Below are 24,662 nucleotides of genomic sequence, written 5' to 3'. Positions count from 1 at the left end.
AAATTACTGTTTATCAGTGAATTGTGTAAAATTACCCTTGTAGGAATGGTATATTTTAGCGAAATTAATTTAAAAATTAGGTATTATCTTTAATGCTAGTATTGATTTGATGAATTTTTTCTTCATAGAATTGAGTAATCTCATTCAAGTATAAACCTATCGAGGTATTGCGATTGAATTTCTTTTTTTCTTTTTGAAAGAACTTTGTGTATAAACTATTTCTTCTAGTTTCTATTCCGCTTTCTTTTAAACCTAATATTTCAGCAATTTCTCTCTCTACATATCCTTGAGCCTGAAGCTTCCAAAATGCTAGCATTTTATTCGTGATGTTATATGTTTCTTTAAGATGCTCATCAAAAGATATTTTTGTTTGGAGTTTAGTCTCCTTTTGAACTGAAATTAATGTAAATATTTTATTTTCAAGGGATAGAATTTTCTTTGATTTTTTCTGAATTTCAGCTTCACGTTTAAGTTTATAAGAACGATAGAATAATAGAATTATCAAAATTGATAATACAATGCCTGCTATAGTAACTGCTAAATACCAGTTGAGTTCAGAATTCCTGTATAATAGCTCTTGTTTTTCTTCTCTTTCAATGGCTAACTCTTTTTCTTTTTTTTCTATATTATATTTCCTTTCAATTTCAGTTATTTCTTTTTCTTTCCCTTCAGAAACTATAGAATCACTAAATGATTTGAATCGCTGTTGGAATTTTAAGGACTCTCTATAGTTTCCTGTTTTCTCATATAATATTGACGAACTTTGTAAGTAAGCCTCCATAAGCACTTGTCTAAATCTTGTATTAGAAGTATCTTTACTAATATCAAGAAGATATTTTTCAGCTTCTAAAAATTTCTTTGCACTTATCAATGTTTGAGCTAATGTTAATTTACTCCCTTTAATTCCTAGTTCAAAATTGATTTCCTTAGCGATTTTAAGGGCATTACTAGAATAACTTTCTGCTTTTGAGAAATTTTCCATTCTCGCATAAGTAATAGCAATATTTTCTGTAACATCATAGATTAATAATTTTCTACCCTGTTTTAAATAAATGTCAAGAGCCTTTTTGTTGTAATTCAAGGCTTCCTCATATTTTCCCCAGCGAGAATAATTAATAGCAATAGATCGGTAAATGTTAGCCGCAGAACGCTCATTTTCATTAGCCTCCATGCTAGTTAGTGCTTTTAGGAAGTATTCTTCAGCCTTATCATATTGTTCTATATCCATGTATGCCCAGCCAATATTATTTATGACAAAGTTATAGATTTGAGGATTGGGATTTAGTTCCAAGCATTCCAGAGCCTCAAGATGATACTCAATAGATTTGAGAGCATTTCCAAGTTTTTTTTCAGCCACTCCAATGTTACTTATTACATTGCATGGAGTTGCTCCACATTTAGAATAAATATCTTCAATAGAATAAATATCTTTGAAAACATTTATCGCTTTTTGATATTCTTCAAACGCTTCAAAAATTCTTCCTTTTTGATTTATTATTAAAATTTTCTGCTTATCACTTCTCAAAATATTATTCACCTGTGTAGCACTATCTATATAAAAAAAAGCATCTTCCTTTTGTCTTTCTTTTAAGAAATTTTCAGATAAATAAAGGTAGCATTTAATCAACTTTTGATATTCATTTTTCTTCTTTGCAATTCTAATATACTCGATGTAGAATTTACTTAGACTGTCAACTTTCTGTGATTTGTTAAAAGAAATGTAAATAATTTTTTCTAAAATTTCAAACTTTTGATTTTGATTAGCTGTAGAGTCAAGCTTTGTCAAAAGACTATCTATTTTAGTGATTTCTTGTCCATGTAGGCTTAAGGTAGCAGTAATAATAAAAAAAAGAATAATTTTTCTCATAATTCCGAATATTATTAATAAATCTTAAAAGGGGAATGACTAATAGTTTATACATGATAAAGCTACATCATATTTATTTAAAATTACAAATTTTTCCGACAAATTTAAGAAGTGTTCAATAGATACGAGTGCCACTCCGTAAACACACAAATAGCTTTCAAATCCACCACCAAAAAGTTCGAACTTTGAATGTTCGTGGTCACGAATGAATCAAAAAGCAAGCAAAATCATAAAGCTTGCTTTTTTGATTTTGTGGATTTTTGATTCTCAACGCGGAGCGTTGTAGGGATCATGATATAATCCCTTCGCGGTCACTAAAATTGTAAAAACCTGTAATTTAATAGATTACAGGTTTTTTGTTTTTATACCCGAGCGGGCAGTTTACATCTAAGTTTTTGATATTTAAATATTTGAAGGTTAGATTTTTTATCTATAACGTTTGGTATGGTCATCAGGTACAAGTTTAAGTTTTTGTGAAGTAATTAGGATTAGGACGTAGTCGAACCCGCCTTAATTGAGATTATACATTGTTGGCTATAGTTGCTAAAATAGTTTAAAAAAACTTCTGATCTTTTTGAACATTCCATAGCCTTTATTTAATTCATTCCATGCTACATAATATTCAAAATTTTTAGATATCTCTCTAAATAAAGATTCGTTGTTTTTTAAATTTTTTTCATCAAATTTCTCAACAGTATCATTTATTATTTTGCAAAATTTATTCAAGGAATTAAATACAGAATTAATACTATCTCCTTTAATTTCATAAGCACAAGAAAGGTAAGTTTTATTTACTTCTGTGCATATTACTAAAAGAGGTAATTTTTTTGTATCTGGAATGCCAAGTTCTTTGAGTAATTCTTGATTTTCAGATGGTTCTTTCCATATTGGAATTAAGTGGTAAAGAGTATGATTATTTTGATTTGGTAAAGAATAATATCCTAATTTTGGTTTTAAAGCAAATATTGGAAATTTTGTGCCTGAATTTGTGTGCAATGAATTCCAAAAATCTTCATCTTTAATTACCTTGACAAGGAAAGGATTTGAATTAGAATATAGCAAAATACCAAAAATATTATCAATTTTAGATTTGTTCACTAATGCTGTTTTATATTTTCCAATCTCCATTGTAAATTATATTTTTTTATGATTTAAAATCATTGTTGTCCGATAAAAAAGAAGCCAACAAGTTGGCTTCTTTAAATGAATCGTAAATTTGTATTGCGAAACACAAAATACGATGGGCAAAAGTACTTATTTTTCTAGCAAGTCTGTTTTCGGACAGCTGATTTCTTTAATTGATGATTCAATGATAAAAAAGGAAGTTAAAAAGTGTAATTCAGACCGTTATACGAAGCGGTTTACTACAAAGGATCATCTGATAAGTATGCTTTTTTGTTCCTTTTCCAAATGCACATCTTTACGTGAGATATCTGGAGCAATGCTTGGTTTATCTGGGAAAACGAGTAGTTTTCAATTAAATCATATACCTAAAAGAAGTACATTATCAGATGCAAATAAAAAAAGAGACGTTTTAGTTTTTGAAAATATTTACCATCAATTATTAAAACAATATGGTGGTTTTTTATCGGACAGCCGAATTAAAGATGTTATAAAAAAGCAAGTTAAAATCTTTGATAGTTCAACAATAAGTCTGTTTAAAAATATAATGGAGTGTGTTGGCAGACATTCAAAAAGTGGTAAAAGAAAAGGTGGAATCAAAGTTCATACAGTAGTGAATGCAGATGAAATTGTACCGAGTTTGGTTTGGTTTAGCGAAGCAAAAACACACGACCATAAATTTTTAGAAAAATTAAATTGTGATAAAAACACAATTTATGTTTTTGACAAAGGCTATAATGATTACAGGGCTTTTGAGCATTTTACAGCATATGAAACAGGATTTGTAACTCGAATAAAAGACAATGCTTCTTATAGAAAAATTGAAGATTTAGATGTTGCAGATTATATTCATAATGGAGTTTTAGAAGATCAAATAATTGAAGTAGAAGTAAAAAAAGGCAAAGAAAAAACCCCATTGAAATTAAGAAAAGTAACTTTTTATGATCGAGTAAATAAAAGAGAATTTGAGTTTTTAACTAATTTATTTGATTTAAGAGCCGATTTAATTGCTGCTTTGTATAAAATTAGATGGCAAATTGAGTTATTATTTAAACAATTAAAACAAAATTTTCCTTTGAAATATTTTTTAGGAGATAATGAAAATGCTATTAAAATACAGATATATTGCGTTTTAATAGTCAATTTGTTATTTGCAGTCATAAAAAAGAGGCTAAAAAGAAGTTGGGCTTTTTCTAATTTAGTTAGTTTCTGTAAAATTCACCTTTTCAATTATATTAATCTGATGAAATTTTTAGAAAACCCTGAAAAAGACTGGATAATTGATAAGGCTGAAAGTGAACAGCTAACATTTAATTGGTAGCCTGTTTTTAGAAAAACATGAAAACTGAAAATTAAAACACTGAAAATCAAATGAATAAAAATTAAAATCAAGTGGTTTTAATTTTTATCGGACAACAATAATTTAAAATATTTTCTTTTTTTCAATTTTTTTAGTTTTTCATCCATGTTATTTGTGAAAGTAAATTTGGTTGCAGTATAGCTTGGAACTAATGAGATAAATTCATCCTCAATAATTTTAACCCAATTTAACATTACTTCTAAATTTTTGTAATTTGATGAGGGAATAGATTTAGTAGGAAAAGAGTTTTCAAAACACTCTAGAAAAACTTCAAGAATTAAAGTCTCTCCATCAACGTCTTTTTTGTCTATAAAATCTCGGTGTGCTTCTTCAAAAAGGGGGTTTGTTATATCTATTTTAAAAGTTTTTTCCATTGCATAAATAATGTTCTCTATAAAGCTACTTTTGTTTTTTCTTAGCGATTCAACTACTTCAAAAAATGTTTCATCAGGTGACAATTTATCGTTTATTATCTTATTATCATTCATAAAGAACATTATTGAATTTAAATTCTTAAATTCAGATAGATTCATACAAAACCTAGTCAGTGTCTCATTTAAATAGTACATTAATGTTTGTGGAACATATGAGAATTCAAAAAATTTTTCAATAAATGAGGTGTAGTAAAGAGCTATTTTAAGATATACTGGAGCTAAATTATTAAAGTAATTTTCGTTTGTTTTATAATAGTCTTCATAGCTATTTACAGAATAAATTAGTGGTAGCATGCAAAAAGCTCTTGTGATAGCACCTCCCTCTTGTACAAAATACATGTTTTTGAAAAATGAATTCCTTATATATATATAATTTGAAAGCAGTTTTTTATTATAATCATTTTGATTTTCCATTAAATGATTAATTATTTTACTCAAGCAAATAATAGTTTGTCCATAAATAGTTTGATTACTCAACGTTCTATGGAAACTTTCATGAAAATAAATTTCTTCTTGAATCTTTAAATCCAGTCCTCTGTTTATGTAAATGAACTCAGGGTCTTGAAAATCAAAGAATCCACCTTTAGTAGAATAAATTTGTTTTGGAGTTATATTGTACAGATTTCTCTTAGTAGTCATTTATTATTCAATCTTAGTTAACTTATGTATAACTGGATCTCCTTTTATTTCTATCATAATTAAACCTAAATTTACCTAGATATAAGATTAGTTTTATTAAAGCTACAAGAATTACAGTTAAAATCAAAATCACGTAGCATTTAATAATTCAAAATGCTCTCTCATAAATACACTAATTACCTTCAAATCCTCTATTAAAAAGTTCGAACTTTGAATGTTCGGGGTCACAGGATAAAAGTCTTACTAGAAATAGTAAGACTTTCTTGTTTTTAAATAAGTACAAAAGTGTAAAATTATGCTGTAAATAGATAAAAATGACAACCAAGATGACAACTGACAAGTCTTAATGTCATTAGTAAACTTCTTACTGAAACTAAAGGCAAACCGTTTTACAATAGTGAATGCTATACAAGTAACATACCTTGAATTAATTCATAGTAATTCCTTTATTTGTACTGTTTGTGCAGAGTAATCAAATAGTGCTAGGGATGTTAAATAGGTCTTAGGGATCTTCAAAAGCGATGGTTGGTTATATATCGCTTAAATAGGCAAAAGCGGTTCTGTCTTTCTATGTTTATCCTTTATCGGGAAGAAAATCTTTTAGTGCTTCTATTTTTGATGTTCCAAATTACGAATAACAATATTACGACAACACATAACCCAATACTAATAAATAGTAAATAATTGGGTTCTTTTTGTTTGGTTAGATCCCCATAATACATAAATGAACTCCAATAATAAGGTGATTTCTTAATATTAGAAATCTCAGCATTTTCTAAATAAGATAATTTTGAACTTTGATTAGCTATAAAAGCAGACTCCGTTTTAACTAGGTTTTTATAAAAGTCTCCCATGACAATAGATGTAGATAAATCATTTATTTTCCATAATGAAAATACAATATTATCTATCCCAGCATATTTAAATCCTCGCGTTAAATTAATACTTCCTTCTCCCTTTTGTAATAAGCCAACGCCTGTTTCGCAAGCACTTAGGATTACAAGATCGTTTGAGAGATCGAGGTTGTATAAATCATTTACATATAGCTTGGCATCTATAAACTCAATATAAGCAGGCTCATTAAAGTTCCCACTATTTGCATGTGTAGAAAAATGCAATATGCTATGGTTTTTTAATTGATTTAAAACATTTTTTTTGGTGGCTTTGCTTTGCTCTAAAAATGTAGCATCTACTATTTTTAAACTCTCCATTTCATCTAATGAATATGTAAGTTTTTGATTGGTATTATCAAACACTGGAAAAACTCCTAGCGCAGAATTACTGAATTTATATGGCTTGTTTTCAATATAAAATTGGGCACTGATATTATAGGCTAAATTTTGCTTTTTAATTACAAAGGGCATTTTTGAATAACTTAGTGTAGATGTAGATTCTGTAAGCAAACTTTCAAATGGAATGAAATTTAAAAATCCATCAGGTACAATAATTACATTTTTATATGTACTAGTTTGATCTAAATGTAAAAACTTATACAAATAAAACGCATCTGACGTGTATTTTGAAATATCGTTATTTATTGCTGAAGCATCATTAAAATAATCTATAAAATTGGCTATTGCTTTTCTTCCTGTTTCAGAAAGTTCTATGCTATTGAATTCAAAATTATTTTTTGTAATAATAAATTGATAAATCACATTTTTACCATAAAAGAATTCTACTAAACATGCATTATCAGTATTTAATTTAAGTTTTAACTTTTCAATGTTTATTTCGGCGATTTCAGCTTCTGGGTATTTAGTATTAATGCTTATTTGAAGATCGTTTAAAACTTTATCTATTGCAATAAGCTTAAATCTTAAGCTGTCTTGTGTTTGAGATTGTGTTTCTAAAGACCTATTTAGTAATCTATTAGTTAATTGCTGTTGTTGTTTTAACACCCTTTTTTCTTCTATAAGCAAACTATCTTTGGGATACTTATGTAATAATTCTCTTTTATTAGAATACCATTTTAATGCGGATCCTTTAAATGATTCTGCATGCCTAAATGCAGATTTAAAGTATTCACTATTTCCTTGCTTGCTATACAATTGATATAAAATTGATATGCATTTTTCACTTCTACTTCTATTTAAGTTAGCATTAATAGCTACACTTTCTTGGTTGGTGTTTTGCTGTGCTAAGAGGTTTGATACATAGAAACTTAAGTCATAACATTTTAAGGCCTGTATAGGATTTGTTTGTAATTCTGCCCATAAATCAAAAATATCTAAGAATATATTTTCGGCATACAAATCGCTGTTTGTGGGAAAAGTTTTGTTATTATAATTTGGAAGTAATAAGAACAGTGTGCTTTTTATTTGCTTTAAAGCTTTCTCTTTTTGCTGAAGTAAAAAATAAAGTTGTGCCTGTTGAAAACTAAATTTTGCGACTTCCCTAGTTGAAGTAAGTTTTGTAATCTTAAGCTGTTTTAGCTTATTAAAACTATGTAGAGCTAGTTTATAGTCTTCGTTTTTTAACGCTTCCAGATAACTTAACTCTAAGTTTTCTGCATTTTCTGTTTTAAAATCACCAACTATTAGATCATTTTCTAAATACAGTTTTTCTTGATTATTTTTTAGTAAAAGCTCGCTTTTCTTTTTTATGTAGTTAAGATTACGTTCTTGCTGTTTTTTTATGCCACTAATTTTTAAACCTCTATTGGTTATTTGAATTACACTTTTATGCCTATTTAAGGATTGATATAGCTTTGCTAAATTTGTAATCCCCGTAATTTGTTGTTGTTTGTTATTTTGTTTTTCAGCTAACTCAATATAATATTTAATGATATTTTCTGCCTTTATATAAGCATTTGTTTTATGGTAAAGTGTCCCCAATTCTATGAGGCAATACTCAATTATATCATATTGATTAATCGTATGTTTTATATATAATCCATGCGCTTTTTCGTAACTATTAATAGCTTCCTTTTTATTATTAATTTTTGCTAAATAATAGGCTTTGTTTGCTAAAAGGTTGATAAAGGCGTAGTATTCATCTTTGGTAGAAAGCTCAGTTTCAAAAAGACGTATTTTACTATCTAATTCCCTTAGGGTTTCAGAATTTTGATTTTTGTTAAATGCTTCGGTTGTTAGATAAATTGTCTCCTCTAAGTTCTGAGAAAAGCAGATCGTAAAAACAAAAAAGCAAATTATAAATAGTGTTTTTTCATTTAGAATTTCCATATAGCATAAAACTGTATATGATTGTGGTTTTCTTTAAAACTGAACACATAACGTGCTCCAATACTTGGGCCAATACGTGCAAAACCAGCTGTAGCTTCAATTAAAAACCCAGTTCTTAAATTAGAAAAAGAACTAGACATTTCTTTTGAAGATTCTATAGTTTCTAATAATGGTCCTGGTGGTGTATTTTGCCCTTCAAAACGTTCAATTTTTATTGCTTCGGCACGCTTTTCACTAAGAGATATAGTGCCTTGTAAACCAGCTCCCAAACCAATATAATTATTAATGTTATAACGTGCTAAAATCGGAATATCCCAATCTATATTTTCATAACTGCTATTTGCTGTTGTACGCTGAAAAACAGAACCAGCTCCTGGTATATCTTCTATACCTTCTGTTATTGTAGTATTTCCATCATAGGCATGAAAACTATTTAGTAACTCTACTTGCCAATACCATCTATATGATTTGTAAGGTGAAACAGTTGCTCCAATAAAGTAACTTTTTGAGCCTTCTAAATCTGGAAAATAATTATAACCAGATTTTGCACCTATAGATATTCCTGGTAGAAAACGTGTTGTAGAATAGTTGGTAATTATAGGTTCGTTTTTATCAAAAATAATTGCGGTGCGCGATTTGGTTTTTTTCTTATGAAAATCTTTGGAAAATTTTAGTCTGTATTTAACAAAACCTTTTGTTGAATCGTATTCTTTTACATTTTTTTGTTCGCTACCTGGTAAATAAATATTCTTAAATGTAAATATGGCTTGCTTTGCTGTATATGTGGTATCTAAGCAACTATATTCTACTTCATATTTAGGGCATATTTTAACTTTTGGATACATATCTAAAACTTCAATAGAAGATTTATCAAACATGTCTGGTATATCTGTTTCTAAACGTATTGTTCTTGCTGGTCCTTCTCCATTATTCTGAAATTTAATTTTAAATTTCGGACGTTTAAAACGCACCAATCTATAATTTAAGAATGATGCATTAGAAGACATTTTATTAGGATCGTGAGAGGTTACAATTTCCATTTCCATATCCTTTATATTATGATTATCATAATCGTTATCTGGCACATAAACACCTCTTACAGATATAATTGCGCTTGTATCTTTTAGCATTTCCTTTGTCGTTTTAAGCGTGTGAAACACATGGCGTTCTTCGTTAGGTTTCATATTATCAAAGCTTAAACTGCTTGAGTTTCTGTATACATATTTGCTTTCTTCTAAAGTTAGAGGCAGATTTTCTCTTTCCGTTGTATCCTGTTGTTTTTCTTTAAATTTAAGCAACTTATTTTCTGAAGAAGCATAGTAAATATCTGTGTCTACATCTGAGGAAAAAACAACAGTATTAGTATTTATTTCTTTTTCATTATGATAGGTTCTGGTTTCTGATAATTCAAAATTGTCAGCTTTGTATTTATCTTCATTGTAAAACAAAAACAGCTTGCCATTGGTGACGTAATCCTTTTTGTTTTTATAACTAAACACAACTACAATTTCTTCCTCGGGCATAGGTTCGCTATTACGAATTAGACGTATGCTTTCATCCATAGAAGCTTCTTCATTGTAATTAGAATTGGCATTTGTTATTGTAATTTTTTTAGGACGAGCTCTAGGTGGTTTCCCAGTGCCATAATTATTAGTTGTCCATAGCCTTACGGTATATTCTCCATTTTTTTTGTAGACTTTTTTCGGATTATCTTCTTTACTAAATGTACCGTCTCCAAACTCCCAAAAATTGGTGTAGAAGGCTTTTGGAGCACCAGCAATTTGATTGAGCTTAGGTGCATTTGGTGTAAATTCTATTTGGTCGCCTATAGCTTTATGTTCTATTTGAGCTATACGTTGGGTTGTGTCTTGTTTTATTTCTTGCTGAGAAAAGCCAAATCGTATAAAACCTAAAAAAACGAGCAGTGTAATTTGAATTTTCATAGGGTTGGTTTAATATCCTTAAATTTAAGAATTATATTTATAAGTATTGGTGTAATACCGGTTATTTGTTGAAATTACCGTAATAAAAAGTCAGAAAAATGAATTTCTGACTTTTTAAATTAAACGGATTAATTAAGGTAATCCATTGATTAAAGTTACTAATGATGCCTCAGTACCTATAGTAGTTTGATCTAAAGTAAAGGTAATAATATCATCTGCTACAATGGTTACAGCCTTTATGGCATATCTCCAAATCCCATTGTCTTCTGTTGCAAAAATTACATGGCATTCTAACCCTATAGGAATTTGTCCATAATGCTCACTAAATAAATTTAATGTTCCGTCATAAGTATCTAATTGTGCCAAACCAACATCTTCGCCATCATAAGATAAGTATACATCACTATTTAAATCATTATAACCTATTGGTGCTTGCACCTGAATTTGTGTTTTTGGTCTTGGATCACTATAAAAACGATCTACATTAGACCATCCAAAACTTTCTAATGAACTATAATATTGTTCTCCTTCTACAAACACACCTCCTTGACCTGTTACAAGATCAACCTCATCCCAAGTTAAATCTTCATCCTCATTTATACGTCCTTCCCAAAGCGTCATTGTAGTATCTGCTCCTCCAGTTAAGTCAGATGGAATTATTAATTGCAATCCACAGTTAGTATCTAAATAATCTCCATTTTGAGTCGCTTCAATAAAAAATTCTCCGCCAGATATTAATAAGGCTTTGTCTCCATTTGGCATTTCGCCCATTGTAGGTTTATTAGTCGTTAACATACTCCCTTTATCAAAAAGTTCTACATATTTTATATCTACATTACCAGTTACTGCAGTACCATTTAAAGTTAAACAGTTACCATTAATGTTAATTTGAACTCCATTATCTGAAATTAATGTTACATTACCATCTTCCGCATTAAAATTAAAGGTCTGGGTATGGTTTTCTAAAGCTGCATCTCTAACAGATTTAAATGCTTGTGCACTTGCAGGTGTATGAATAATATCTACGTCGTCTGATATTTCACAACTTGTTGTTAATACTAAAGTTACCATTAACATCGTTCTAAAAATTGTTTTAAAATTTTTCATAATTTCTAAATGTTTTAATTATTTAATATTTGTTTTTAAAATCTTCAGCTGTTTTGCTGTTACAACCTTATATCAAAATCAGTATAAAATTGTTACCCTGTTTTCTTAAAAAAATAAAATAAAAAAGCTGCTTCAATTAAAAAGCAGCTTAGTTTATTGGGGCTTTAGGATTTTTTAATTTTTAATTATTTTATTTTGATAGGTCTCACCATCAATAATTGCAGTCGCTATATATATACCAACTGACCAGCTTTTAACATCTATTGTTTTATTTTTAGAAGTAACCTCTCCCGAATAAAGCGTTTTGCCTTGTATATTTTTTATACTAATACGTTTTGGTGTTTTAGTATTAAAATTGCTAAAATCTAAATTAAGTCTGTCTTTTACTGGGTTAGGATATGCCACAAAGTTAGCTGCATCTTCTCCATTATTTTCAACGTTATCTTCTCCAAAGGTAAGTGTGTATTGATAATGCACATCGTCATCGTTTGGAATATCAATAATAGATCGTTTACAACAGCTGACTTCAAAGAAAATTTCTACAGAATGCCAAGGGTTACCTACAGCAAGTTTAAATCGGTATATTTTTTCTGGTTTTAAATGATAGCCTGGTGGTAAAAAATCTACAATATTGATATCATTTGGCGCTTGAGTTAGAGGCAATACCCAATCAGAATGTAATATTGAAGTATCTGTCCAAGATGTTAAGTTAAACTCACTAAGTCCAACAAAATAACCATTTTCGCAACTACTTAAAGAGCCATCAACAAGTAGTCTGTCTTCTAAACATAATTCAGTGACGTTTTGCGGCCCGTATTTTGAAGAATATTTATTAACTTGGTAAGGAAACCTGAATTTTGCAACTGCAGTCGCACCCATATTTGGTCTACAATCTTTACAGTTAAATACCTGATGATAACTTTGGTAAGTATGTAATAGAGGGTTTGCACCATACTTTCTGTCTATCCCTGTAATTATGAATTCACAGTCATATATTGCAATACTTTCTAAGTGATTTTTAATTTTATTGCTAACAGCAAACTCGTGGATTAAACTGTTACCAGCATCAAATAGTTTTACTTTAGAATTCTCAGAAACTGCAGAACCATAATTTTTACTTATCAATAAACGATTATTGATATCTACATCTACAAACCCTCTTGAGTACTGAAAAATACTACTTCCACCAGCGTTTAAATATTTAACTCTTAAGTCTGTGAATGGGTACGATGTAGATGTATTAACGTTAAAAAATACATCCCAATTGGTTCTTAATGCAATTTGGTTATTGTTGCGTTCAAAACGGCTTCCAGTTTCAGAATAATTAGAGTATAAACTCGATAAATTAATAGGCGTTCCAACAGGCATAAAAATAGGCGAATAATTATAACGCTTAATGTATAATTGAGAACCTGTAATGCTTCCGTGAGAATACCCAACTACAAACTTGGAGTCTTTCATGTCCATTTGTATTGCAAAAGGGCTTGTGTTAGTAATGCTAGAAATTGTACCAACTGGTAAATATCCTTTATAAAGTAAATTTCTAAACACTTTTACTTTAACTCTATTACTTTCTACACAACCAATAAGAACATCCCCATTTGGAGCAACCTCTATATCAGTAACATTGGTATTATTGGTAACTTCAATTCTCGAACCCAATTGCACACCAGCTGTATTATACTTTTTTAAATACGTTCTGTACACTGTGCTTCCAGGAAACGTTCTGTCTACATATAGTACATATACATTATTATTGTTATCTAACCTAACTCTTGTAAAGCCATGATAACTAGAAATAAGTACTTGTGAAGACGTTGCGGCAAATGTAGTTCCGTCATAGACTTTTAAATAGTTGCCACAAGCTACACCACTTACCCAATAGGCAGATGCGTAATATTGCTTGTTTTTGTCTGAGGTAGAACTTACCCAACGGCTAATAGAAGCAGTTACAGAACTGGTCTGTACGCCAGATGTTAATTGCCCTTGTGCTTTTGATGATCCAGAAAAGGCTATAAAAAAAAGCAGACTAAATTTTAAAATAAAGTTTTTCATGATAAATAGATTTAATGATTAAATAAATAATGGCAGTTCTGTCCATTTAACATTACATCAAAACCTTTTATGATTTGTTACCTATGTTTTGTAAGTTTTTTTTTAAATTCGTTCAAAACAAAGGGTTATGAGTGAAAAAAAAATACACGAAGACCAAAAATATATTGACGGATTGGCCTCTAATAATTCGTTTATTATACAAGCTATATACGATAAGTTTGTACCCAAAGTAGTAAACTATATAAAGCAGAATAGTGGTGATGCAGAAAGAGCTCAAGACATTATACAAGAAACACTTGTAACTATATACAACCAAGCCAGCCAAAAAAAAATGAAACTAACTTGCCCTTTTGATGCTTACTTTTTTTTGCTATGTAAGCGCAAATGGTTAAACGAATTAAAAAAAAGTAATCTTAAAGAGGTAACAATTAATGAAGACGCTTTATCTAAAGATGAGGATGTACAAAAACTGTCATTTGAAACTTCAGTTTTTGAAAAAAGACAATTGTTATTTAATGAGATGTTTCAAAAGTTAGGCAACGCTTGTAAGGATTTGCTCAAAGCTACTTTTAAAATAAAATCTATGGAAAAAGTCTCGGAACACCTAGGTGTTAGCTATGCATATGCACGTAAAAAAAAATCATTATGCATTGGCAAATTAACAATGTTAATACAAGAGTCACCAAAGTTTAATAACATTAACTACTAACGTGATGAAAGAAGAAAATTACATACATTTTGAAGAGTACCTATCTGGGAATTTAAGCGATAAAGAAATACAGCTTTTTAAAGAACGTATTAAAACAGACAAAGCATTCAATGACGCTTTTAACCTATATAAAGATATATCTAGTCACTTAGAACATACCATTGAAAATAAACAACAGATAACTGACTTTAAAACAAACTTAGAGGCAATTTCCGACAAGCATTTTAACTCAATCAAAACATCAAAGAAAAAATCTAAAATATTCAGATTAAGTCAATTAGCAATGGTTGCTAGTATAACTATATTTTTAGGAATTTTTACCTACAATCATTTTAGCACACCAGTCTATTCAGATTATAACGATTTTGAGACGATTAGTGTCACAGTTAGAGATGCAGAAAATGACTTAAAAACTCGAGCAGAAAATGCTTTTAACTCAAAAAAATTCGAAGAAGCTCAGTTATTATTCAGTCAAATATTAAAAGATAATTCCGAGAATTTAGAAATACAGATGTATAGCGCTATTGCATTAATTGAAACAGAACATTATGGTAAAGCAAATGCTATTTTATTGGAAATTTCTGAAAGCAATTCTGCATTTAAAAACAAAGCAAAATGGTATTGGGCATTAAGTAAACTAAAACAAAATGACTTTGAAGAATGTGCAAAAATTCTAAAAACTATTCCTAAAGAAGCCGAAGATTATAACCGAGCACAAAGATTATTGAATAAATTAGATTGATTAGATTTAATTGTAACCACGTATTACTGCATATTGCACTGTTATCTCTACAACTATTTTAAAATAAGGTATCCCATTTAAGGAACACATGCTGAAAATAAAATAGTTATAAGATTTTATAAGAATTGAAAATTGAAGTAAAAAGTAATGTTGTTTTTTCAGTATTACTTTTAAAATAGGATTTTGTTTTACAGCCACATTTTACAAGTATTTTTCTTATTTTGTTATCCTCCATATGCTTTATGTTCATTAAAACCTTGATAATACTTGGAAAAATCAATAGTAGTTCCATGAAAGATTTCTATAAGCGTATTTCCACCAAGACTCATTTGTTGTCGTACATCGTTATATATAAAATGGATTCTTTAAGAATTTTATGAAGTAGATTTTAATATTGCGAACCCTCACACATGACTTTGATAACACCAACAAAAGACCGATTGTAGTTATTTGAATCTTGTTGTATTATCAATAGTTTAGAAAGCGATTAATAATGCAGTATATTCTTTCACAAACAAACTTATTTCCTTCAAATCCTCCATCAAAAAGCTCGGACTTTGAAGGTTCGCGGTCACAAGAGAATTTTTTTTCTTAAGCAAAAAGTGCAACAAAATTTTGTTGCGCTTTTTAGATAATAGTATTCTATATTAGTCGCAACTTCAATATGTGTAATATAGGTAAAGAGTCAAATGAGTCGTTAGGTTTAAATTGGAACAAAACGACTTAACTTGTAGAAAAATATCTATTTAAAGGAGAAGAAATTGAGATAGAAGGAAAGCTAACCAATTGCAGTTATGATAATACAGAAGCCAGCAAACGTTATGTTGCAGAAGTTATGGTTAGCCAATTATTGATGCTAAGTAAATAATATTATAAAACAGAAGGCAATAAAATTTGCCTTCTGTTTTAAACAATGCATTTATTTGCAGGTAATTAAATACCATAAAATAACCAAATATCTTCAATATTTTCTATAGATAAAGCATTATTGTCTTTATCCAATAAGCTACCATCGGTGTCAAATGTTCCAGATTTTAAATTCATTTTATCATTGGTATCTTTAATTAAATAACTAAAACTATCAGTTAAATTGAAAGATAAAGGCCTTAACTTATAAGGAACTTTGCTTTTGTTTAAAGGATTTTCCGCAAAACTCTTAATGTCAATTATTGGTATATTACTATTGATTTTCTGCCACTCCAAAGGAAAATCATACTTCCATGACATTACTAAATGTTGTTGATTACTAGGTACATTTACTTCACCTATTGTATCTGTTGATTTTGAATTATTTTCAGCATAATATCTTACATGTAAAACTACATCCGAAATAGTAGTAATATCGTATTCAGGTGGATTTTTGTCATCATCACCTTCTAACATTACTTCTAAATTAATGAACTTTTTAGGAGGATCAGCTTGATCCTCTTTCAATTCCAAATATTCAAAAGGCATATATCTTGCCTGATTGAAGTTCGGTTCAAAAACTCCCAAGTCATTAACACCAGAAGATGTAATTAGTTCTTCACCGTTTTGAACTCTTAGTTTTACATTGGTTGAAATCTGAGATCCAGTAACACAAGGAATCGAAATTCCAATACTTTTAATTTGCATGCCTGTTAAATTCCTTGATTTAAAAACTAAATTTAATAGCTCTTCTTCTAATTTAACCTTGCAGTATTTGTGCTGAATAAGATGAACCAAAGCTCCTGGATCTAACAACTTCAATGAAATATCCTTAGACAACTCAAACCTACGTTTATCATTTTTGATATAGGCATTATCCAATTCTTTAAGTTGCATACTTAATTTTTCGCCAGCTAATAATCCTTTTCTTGAACTGTTCCAATGACCAAAATCAATGATAGATAAATCAATACTAAGTTCTTTATTCATTGCTCGTTGTGCTTGTTTAGCCATTTCATAAGCAAGCTTATATGCTCTATAATGTAGTTTCATCAATTCACCACTCATCCAAGAATACAGATTTAAGTTGGTGAATTTGTTTTTTACAAAATCAAAAACCTCTTTACTTTGCTCTATTTGTAATTCATGATTTTCAAAATCTTTTTCGGCAATAGCTATACGTATTTCTGCTGATAGAATAGATTTTTCTACTTGTTTCAATTCTTCTTTAGCAGTAGTGATTTGAAAATCCCAGTCTTCTTGTCTGCGCTTATAGCCTGCTTTTGTTAACTGCATTGATGAAATATTTCTGTATATCGAACCTACTATTCCAAAACTCAAGCCAACTAGACTGCTAATTTTCTCTAACTTAGCACCACTCGTTGGGGGTTCTATTGTGACCGAAGGAGGTAATCCTGCAGTTATATATTGATTTGGAATTGGTGTTAATGCAGCGGCAATCAATACTTGTGCTTGTTCAGCGTACATAAACAGTTCCGCTTTTTTGGTATTTGACATTGATCTACTTTCTAGATCACTGAGTGTATCTTTTCCTTCATATTCAGCCAATCGGATCTCAATCAATTTTTTACTATGCTGTGTAGAAGCCAAGCCAAGTTTAGCTTCTTCAATAGCCATTTTCTTAAGATTTCGGGTTGCTTTTAAAATATTCTGTTCGTGTAGCTGTCTTAATAAGTTTAGTTCTTCAGTATCTTTTTTCTCTAAGGCAGATAACAACGCACCACCAAGCGCTTTTACTTCACCCGTAAATTCATTCGCCTTTTGTAATAGATAGGTATATCTGTAATGTGGAGTTGGAGCATTCAATTCTTGAAGAACTTCTCCAATATCAATACCCATTGCAGTTGCTCTAACTAATAAAGCAGGATCTATTGGCGGTTGGAATAAAGGCAACTCTCTTATCTGACCTTCAATATTCATGCAATGACGAATTTTGAACAATCTATCTTCTGCTCTATTCCAAAGTTCTTGAAGTTTTGGATTATCTGGAATGCAAAAAAGTAAATCTGGTAATTGGTAGCGTTCGTTATTCGTTTCTTTACAGCAAATTATTGGGCTATATGCAGGTATTTCATTCTCAATATTCAGTACTGCATTTGAGAAATCATCTAGCCCATCTTTAATGGTGTCAAAAGAGTCCACAATAACATTGGCAGGTTTATTCAAAGTCTTTGGTCTATTGCCCAATAGTTCGCCCGCCAAAATATATAAATTAGTGGCTTCATTAATAGCTTCAATACTGTCCTGTCTAAATAATGAATCGCCCCATTCTATTAACACATCTATGTATTCACAAACTGTCCAAAGCATATAGGCTCTGTGCCTCATTTCTGCAATTTTATGAGGCTCAAAAGGATTGTCCTTCCATCGTTTTATCTGTGCCTTCAGCGCTTCTCGTTTTTTCTCTTGTTCAGGATTTAATCCAGTTGCACCAAGCAAATGCATTAAATTCTGAATAGAGTTCTCACTTACATCTTTGAGAAATGGTTTTATCATCCAAAAACGCTTGTCGTTTAAGGCAGTATCTCTATTGGTTGGATCAAAAATAAATTGTAACCATTTAATAGCATCGGCAAATTGTCCATTATTTTTAAGTTGCTTTGCAATAAGTGATGGGGCATGAAAAAATATTTCCCAATTGTATTTTTGGTAAGCTCCAAAATAACTAAAGTCAAATTCATCAATAGGGAAAGGGTAATTTATCTGTTGTAGAATTGGCAGGTATTGATGTATAAAATAGTTGTTATGCTGAGCCTGTCTTCTTAGTTGGTTATTTGGATTGCGTGAGGACAGTAAGCCTTTTATTCCATATTGATTAAACTCACCCAACATTAAACAAGCATAAGGATGCTCATGTGGTTGTACATAATATTTTGAAAGCACATTTCTTTGTTCAGTCGTATACCATGTAGTTGCTCCGTTACTAAAAACAGGAATTTTAACACACTTCTGTTCAATTCTTTTCTCAAAAAATAAGGTGTGTATATTATCTTTTAGAAAAAAAGGCATTTCGAAAGTTGCGTGTTTAAATTGATGCGGGTACGTTAAATGGTAGATGCTATTTGTTTTATGTAATATTTTAATGCTTCCATGACTGTGCGTAATTTCCTTTTTCACATAAAGTCCTCCTACTGGGTACATATCTTCTTCGTTATCCTTACCTTCAATCATTAATTGACCATCTGGCAATGTGTTATAAGGGCGCGCCAAAAATCGTTTGCCATTTGTTAAATCATCAAATATGACTTCCTCTATTACAGGCGGAATTATTTCTAAGCGATCATCACAGGCACTAATTTTAAACGAATCTTCATAGGCGAGTTCTGTATATCCATCGTGATAATCATCAAAACGATCATCAAAATCTCTTCTGATATGAATTATTAATTCACCAGAATCCTTTCTGTTTTCTGCCCAGAAGAAGAATTTATTCTTATTCATACTTACTGGCGCATAATCAAAAAAAGTATCATTACCCCATACAAGAGAGCCGTTATGGATTTCGTTTGAACCTACATCTTGACCTAGTTTATATCTAAGGTTATTGAAACATCCTTTACCCGCAAGATGACCTGCCAAAACATGACCTTCTAAAATTCTCTTCGAACTCCATTTACCAAATTCTAGTTTAGAGTAACACATTCTTATTTCGAAATAAGGGGCGTTATCTTCGCCTATTTTAATTTTTCTATGCTCTTTTTCAATGAACATAGGCCAGTACAGGTGCAGCTTTCTATTATGAAATACAAGTATAATATGGTCTCCATCTATATCTATCTCTAATTTTTCCCAAGCTGTCCAATATTTATCGGAATCTCTTTTTCTGTAATAATATTCATGGGGAGTACTAAATGTTCTGCCAACTACGTGCAACGCACCTGGATCTGGATCGCCATTATAATCTACTTCTAAATACGTGCCTCTAATGTCTAAACGAGCTACTTTATTAAGGTTAGTTAAATAGCGTTGCATTGCTTTTTCGGCATTCTCGTCATTAATTTCATTTTGTAACAAAAGATCTTCCAACTCTTCGAAGAATTCACTTTTATCTAAACGTAATTCGGGTTCTATCCAATTTTCAGGATAGAGAAATACTTTTCTATTGGCTTCCCATACGCGATAATTTTTACGCCATTTCCATTCTTGTTTATTGTCCTCATTTGGGCAAACTTCAGGTTCTAGCCCCATCAATGCTTTGTGTATTAGTAATTGTACTCCTGAAATAGCTAATTTGATTCGTGAAGTCTTCATACAAGCTTCCATCTCTGGATCTAATAGAAAGTGTCCATAAATATCATTTTCATTATCATAAGACTTATTATGAATGTAATATGCAACTAATGCATCACGCAACTTGGTGCGGAATTTATTATGGATAGGCGTTATTATTTTAGGCCATTGCTCATCGGTATATTTAGACTTTAATAAGGTATATATTTCTGCTTTTTCATCTCCAATAGTTATTGGGTTATTGCCACTCACTTTAAAATCATCCCAAACCCAAGACCATATTGTTGGTATAGAGATTGCTATTTCATTTTCAAATTTTAAAAGCTTGAATGTTGAAGTCAAAGTTTCAATTAAATCTTTTGGGTTTATTGCCAAACATTGCGCTCGCAAATAAGCATCTTTGAATTGTTGATTTGTGACTTCTAAATTGTCAAGTAATGATAAGTCGGTATAACAAGTATCAAGAATAATATTCAAATTTGCCGCACTTGGTATTCCTGTAAGTATGTTTAGCGCTTCTATTTGAGTAAACAGGCTTTGATAATCAATACTAAAAGTATTTTTGATAGCTGTTAGCTTTTTAAGCCATAGTATATGGAAGAAATTGTGAGTAGAAAAGTCATTTCCTAACCAAAATAAAGCATCAGTTACAGGTAATGAATAGCTGTTATTGGCGTAGCTATCAAATAGCGCGTGAAGTCCGTTATCACCTAATTCAAAACCTTTAGTGTATAAGCCAATTCGATATAAATACCTGAATATAGGAGTAAACACTATATCGCTTCCACTAATCCAATCTGTTTTAGCGATACTATTGGCAAGACAAGACACATACCATTTATTATCTTCATAATCCAATATATCTTCAAAGAGTTTATATTCAATTTCCAACTCGTGTGCGAGTAGTTGGTATAATTCATCTTTTAGGTTTGGAACATTACCGACATAGGTAGGTAAAGTGGCAAAGTCATTTGCTAGGGTATCATACGCTTTTGAATGTTCCGTATAAATAGCACTTATTTTTGATGCTAGGTTCTCCCAAACTGTTTTACATATTTCTTCAAAAATTACATTCGTTGCTTTATCATTTTGCAATTCAAAGAAAGCAGTTCCAGTATAAGAATCTGCCAATTTTTCTATAGATAAACCAATGTTTCTAGTATCATTAAGTTGTGATACATAATAAAATACTTCTGCTGGAGCATTTGGAAAACCATCAAATGGACTCCCAAATAATTTAAAACTAGCTAACAATTCCTGAATACTTAATTTAAGAGTTTTAGCTAGTGATGCATGTATGTGATAGAATTGTAATTCTGTTGTTTTAAGTTTGGGATCTCCTGCGCCATACCAATAGGTATTTAATAAATAGATATCACCATCTTGAAGTCCTAAACTTTGATTGATCCATTCTTTTTGCTCATTGCTCAAAGCTTTAACTGTTGTCGTATTTGCGGAACTATTTAAGAAAACTGGATCAAAAAATGCTATTCGATTGGCTGAGAAACTTGGCTTTCTATAGACATTATTGTAATAAGTGCTCCAATCGAAAGACGAAGTAGGAGCGAAAGGATCAAGGCTAAACCAGACTAATATTTCATCTAGGTTAAGTACATATTTTTGTGAAAGGTCAATTATGCTTGTTAGATTAATAAGAGAAGCTTCATTAATATCCGTGCTATTGTACGTATAGATCGCTCTATCTAGTTGCTCGGTAGTAAGACCACTTAAATTTCGTAATCGCAGAAAACGAACAAAGCGATGCACTAAGGCATCATCATCTTCCCAAGTAGAACTTATTTCAAATTCATCCCAGTCGCAGCCTTCAAAATCTACATCTAATGGTAAAAGCGTTGTTTTATTGGATACAAATTTGGTTTCATATATTTGTTGAAAATCTTCTTTCTCTATTTCGAAGAATCGAAGGAAGTAATCTAAGTTTTTTTCTGAATTGTTTTTATTAAAATGGATCTCCCAAAAGTTGGTTGTAGGGCTCACTTGTTTTAAAAATTCATACGTGGTAGTATCAATCCCTAAAAATGCTTTGCTCCACGCTACTGTATGATGATTAGCATACTGATTTGTGCTAAAAATTTTTATAAGCTCAGCTTGAGATGTACCCAACTCGTTTAAGTACGACCGACTCTCTGTCCAATTAATATCATAAGGCAAGTTAATTGGGCAGAGTGTGTTTTTGAGTTTAGCCTTAGCGTTATTAAAACTAATGTGGTTAATATGCTCTGGCTCCATTAACAACCTGTCAGTTTCCCAAGTAGTTTGCAAATCTTTTAATAGCGTAGCGTCTGGTATACTATCCAAATGAGAAAGCAATACCTCATTCACTAAATCTATATAGGGCAAAACGGTATTCGAGTTTTTACAGTTGAGTTGAATATATTTTATATCGGGTCTTCTTCTGTCTAATTCCGTAAAACCACTAATGGATGATTGTTGGCAACTTATGTCACTTTTAAGCCATTGCAACATATCGGTAAGATAGGCTGCAGGACTGTAAACCGATTGGCAATGTTTGCAGCTGCATTTATCTAAGCTGCCAAAAAGGGTTTCCATATCTGGCAAACCACTTAACGCTTCTTGAGTGTTTATATTGTTTTGTAGTATAGCAGGCATAAAAGAACCTACTCTGTCGTATTGTAAATATTGACGCACAAATTCTTTGGCAGTATCATAAAACGCTTGAGCTCTACACCAAACTCCTCTAATTTCCCATTCATGAAAGTGATATTCTTGCATAACTTTGGTAAATTCAAATTTACCGAATCGGCTGATTTTCATTCCAGAAGACAAATTTTCTTTAAATAAGGCTTCAACAATATGTAAATTTTCTACACCATCGGCTAGTTTGATGGTTCGTTGCAATTCTTGAAGATTTTTATAATCTTTCTCTGATACTTTTTCTGGAGAACGATCATTAGCTTTGATAGAGAAATGCCGACTAACTGCCTGATTTTGAATATCGAAATTAGGGTTTCTTCTTAAAATACGATAAAAATCATCCTTATTAGGTAGGTTACTTTGGTTGAGCTGAGTAACTAATTTTTCTGTTGGAAACAGATTGGTTAATGTACTAAAAAGATCATAGGCGTAACTACGAATTGGTTCTTTGTTATCGTCGTATTCAGTTGGGTGTTTTATGGAACTAGGTACAGCTTGAATAAGCGCTGCCCAATGGTCTTGTGTGTATTTTAATAAGGTAGTTTTGTCCCACTCATTTTCTCTAAGATTAGGAATAATTAAAGCTAATAATGGCGTAAAATTTCGTATTCGATTATCCCAATCAACTACATGTTTTAAGTCAGTGATATCAAATTTGACAGAGTATTTTTTTTTGAAATCTTGAGCATTTTTTTTTAACTCCTTAATAATGGTTTCATTTGAATTTGACTCACTATTTAATAAATTACTTAAACCATTCTGTTCTAGGCTCAAATTGAGCAGATTGCTTTTTGTCTGCGCATCGTATGAGCTTAAATATATCAGTTTGGCATCGTAATATAAATCATCATACGCTGCTTGTAGTAAAATAGCGTCTCGTAAATAGCCCAATCCATCTAACAGCACACGTTGGCTACTTATAGGAATTGCAACCCACTTTTTAGCAAGTACATTCTCTATCTTTTCAGCAAGTTGATTTATAGAAAGACTAATGCCTTGTTTCCAATGAGAGACGCCCTCTTTTGCTAGAGCAAATAATATGGATTGACATGTTTTAAATTCATCTAAAAGATTTTCGAGTTTGTGAAAAGCTTTTTGAAAATAATCTTTGTCTGCATCTTTTTTTCCTTCATAGATTATTAAATATTTTTTTACGACAACCTTCCATTCTTCATGCCAAACCATTGCTAATTGTAATGCACGTAAATCTGTTATATCTTGCTTAGATAAGGAAGATAGTTGTTGCAGTTGCTCCTCATTTAAATTTATTATATATAAATCACCTAAATGTGGTTGTACTTGGGCTTGCAAATAAGGAAGCAATATTTCGTATTTTTTAGGATCAAAATAAAAACTTAAATCATGGGTTTTCCCAGCAAAGAGTTTAGCACTGGCGTTTATGAGTTCTTTTTTATTGCCTGCTTTATACACCAGTTTTACAAGATATTGCACTGCGATATCTCCTTCTTCTAGCTCTATTTTAAAATTGCCTTTTGTATCAAAAGGAATATCTTTAATTTTTTGGGCTGCACTTAACGTACATGCATATAATTCTAAGCATAAGAATTTAAGGTACTTTGTTAAATCTGTATTGCTTGGATGGTTTATTATTCCTTGGATTATTGTTTTCATGGTTTTAAATTTTTGTTTGTATAGCTTGTTGATAATA

11 protein-coding genes and 1 pseudogene are annotated in these 24,662 nt (G+C 30.6%); 4 read left to right on the top strand and 8 right to left on the bottom strand.

What is annotated here, in order from left to right:
- Positions 1 to 76: 76 nt before the first annotated feature.
- Positions 77 to 1,867 carry a tetratricopeptide repeat protein gene (locus tag IMCC3317_RS19965; protein ID WP_160131245.1) on the bottom strand — a complete coding sequence of 597 codons (1,791 nt, stop codon included), beginning with the start codon at positions 1,865 to 1,867 and terminating at the stop codon, positions 77 to 79.
- A gap of 543 nt (positions 1,868 to 2,410) precedes the next feature.
- Positions 2,411 to 2,995 (bottom strand): hypothetical protein, encoded by a 585-nt coding sequence (locus IMCC3317_RS19960; protein WP_160131244.1) that lies wholly within the window; start codon positions 2,993 to 2,995, stop codon positions 2,411 to 2,413.
- Between the two features lie 112 nt (positions 2,996 to 3,107).
- On the opposite strand from IMCC3317_RS19960, the gene IMCC3317_RS19955 reads away from it, so the two are divergent.
- Positions 3,108 to 4,310, top strand: coding sequence for an IS4 family transposase (locus tag IMCC3317_RS19955; RefSeq protein WP_160131243.1), 1,203 nt, complete (start codon positions 3,108 to 3,110; stop codon positions 4,308 to 4,310).
- Between the two features lie 77 nt (positions 4,311 to 4,387).
- Here the strand turns inward: IMCC3317_RS19955 and IMCC3317_RS19950 are convergent, their stop codons facing one another.
- The 5 genes from IMCC3317_RS19950 to IMCC3317_RS19930 all read right to left on the bottom strand — a co-directional run bounded on the left by IMCC3317_RS19950 (position 4,388) and on the right by IMCC3317_RS19930 (position 13,709).
- Positions 4,388 to 5,422: a hypothetical protein gene (locus IMCC3317_RS19950; protein ID WP_160131242.1), complete on the bottom strand. Its 1,035-nt coding sequence runs from the start codon at positions 5,420 to 5,422 to the stop codon at positions 4,388 to 4,390.
- Between the two features lie 581 nt (positions 5,423 to 6,003).
- The gene (locus IMCC3317_RS19945; protein WP_160131241.1) at positions 6,004 to 8,604 is read right to left on the bottom strand and encodes a CHAT domain-containing protein; all 2,601 of its coding nucleotides are present in this window, start codon (positions 8,602 to 8,604) and stop codon (positions 6,004 to 6,006) included.
- Positions 8,592 to 10,547: a PKD domain-containing protein gene (locus IMCC3317_RS19940; RefSeq protein WP_160131240.1), complete on the bottom strand. Its 1,956-nt coding sequence runs from the start codon at positions 10,545 to 10,547 to the stop codon at positions 8,592 to 8,594. The genes IMCC3317_RS19945 and IMCC3317_RS19940 overlap by 13 nt, the downstream gene beginning before the upstream one ends.
- A gap of 132 nt (positions 10,548 to 10,679) precedes the next feature.
- A complete protein-coding gene (locus IMCC3317_RS19935; protein WP_160131239.1) occupies positions 10,680 to 11,654 on the bottom strand; it encodes a hypothetical protein in 975 nt (324 codons plus the stop codon).
- Between the two features lie 174 nt (positions 11,655 to 11,828).
- A complete protein-coding gene (locus IMCC3317_RS19930) occupies positions 11,829 to 13,709 on the bottom strand; it encodes a T9SS type A sorting domain-containing protein (protein ID WP_160131238.1) in 1,881 nt (626 codons plus the stop codon).
- Positions 13,710 to 13,836: 127 nt separating this feature from the next.
- On the opposite strand from IMCC3317_RS19930, the gene IMCC3317_RS19925 reads away from it, so the two are divergent.
- The 3 genes and pseudogenes from IMCC3317_RS19925 to IMCC3317_RS23910 all read left to right on the top strand — a co-directional run.
- Entirely contained in the window at positions 13,837 to 14,418 is a 582-nt protein-coding gene (locus tag IMCC3317_RS19925; RefSeq protein WP_160131237.1) for an RNA polymerase sigma factor, read from the top strand.
- Positions 14,419 to 14,422: 4 nt separating this feature from the next.
- Entirely contained in the window at positions 14,423 to 15,160 is a 738-nt protein-coding gene (locus IMCC3317_RS19920) for a tetratricopeptide repeat protein (RefSeq protein ID WP_160131236.1), read from the top strand.
- Positions 15,161 to 15,902: 742 nt separating this feature from the next.
- Positions 15,903 to 16,028: pseudogene (locus IMCC3317_RS23910) on the top strand (single-stranded DNA-binding protein); the annotation flags it as partial.
- Positions 16,029 to 16,093: 65 nt separating this feature from the next.
- On the opposite strand, the gene IMCC3317_RS19910 reads toward IMCC3317_RS23910, so the two are convergent.
- Positions 16,094 to 24,625 carry a Tc toxin subunit A-related protein gene (locus IMCC3317_RS19910; RefSeq protein ID WP_160131235.1) on the bottom strand — a complete coding sequence of 2,844 codons (8,532 nt, stop codon included), beginning with the start codon at positions 24,623 to 24,625 and terminating at the stop codon, positions 16,094 to 16,096.
- Between the last annotated feature and the right edge of the window lie 37 nt (positions 24,626 to 24,662).

The organism is Kordia antarctica, assembly GCF_009901525.1.
GTDB classification, from domain to species: Bacteria; Bacteroidota; Bacteroidia; order Flavobacteriales; family Flavobacteriaceae; genus Kordia; species Kordia antarctica.
Note: the sequence above shows the minus strand (reverse complement) of the source record. Positions and strands in the feature narration are given on the sequence as shown.

What these genes read in the sequence shown, in the direction of transcription:
- IMCC3317_RS19965 (WP_160131245.1), bottom strand. Translation starts at nt 1,867, where the DNA reads ATGAGAAAAATTATTCTTTTTTTTATTATTACTGCTACCTTAAGCCTA.
- IMCC3317_RS19960 (WP_160131244.1), bottom strand. Translation starts at nt 2,995, where the DNA reads ATGGAGATTGGAAAATATAAAACAGCATTAGTGAACAAATCTAAAATT.
- IMCC3317_RS19955 (WP_160131243.1), top strand. Translation starts at nt 3,108, where the DNA reads ATGGGCAAAAGTACTTATTTTTCTAGCAAGTCTGTTTTCGGACAGCTG.
- IMCC3317_RS19950 (WP_160131242.1), bottom strand. Translation starts at nt 5,422, where the DNA reads ATGACTACTAAGAGAAATCTGTACAATATAACTCCAAAACAAATTTAT.
- IMCC3317_RS19945 (WP_160131241.1), bottom strand. Translation starts at nt 8,604, where the DNA reads ATGGAAATTCTAAATGAAAAAACACTATTTATAATTTGCTTTTTTGTT.
- IMCC3317_RS19940 (WP_160131240.1), bottom strand. Translation starts at nt 10,547, where the DNA reads ATGAAAATTCAAATTACACTGCTCGTTTTTTTAGGTTTTATACGATTT.
- IMCC3317_RS19935 (WP_160131239.1), bottom strand. Translation starts at nt 11,654, where the DNA reads ATGAAAAATTTTAAAACAATTTTTAGAACGATGTTAATGGTAACTTTA.
- IMCC3317_RS19930 (WP_160131238.1), bottom strand. Translation starts at nt 13,709, where the DNA reads ATGAAAAACTTTATTTTAAAATTTAGTCTGCTTTTTTTTATAGCCTTT.
- IMCC3317_RS19925 (WP_160131237.1), top strand. Translation starts at nt 13,837, where the DNA reads ATGAGTGAAAAAAAAATACACGAAGACCAAAAATATATTGACGGATTG.
- IMCC3317_RS19920 (WP_160131236.1), top strand. Translation starts at nt 14,423, where the DNA reads ATGAAAGAAGAAAATTACATACATTTTGAAGAGTACCTATCTGGGAAT.
- IMCC3317_RS19910 (WP_160131235.1), bottom strand. Translation starts at nt 24,625, where the DNA reads ATGAAAACAATAATCCAAGGAATAATAAACCATCCAAGCAATACAGAT.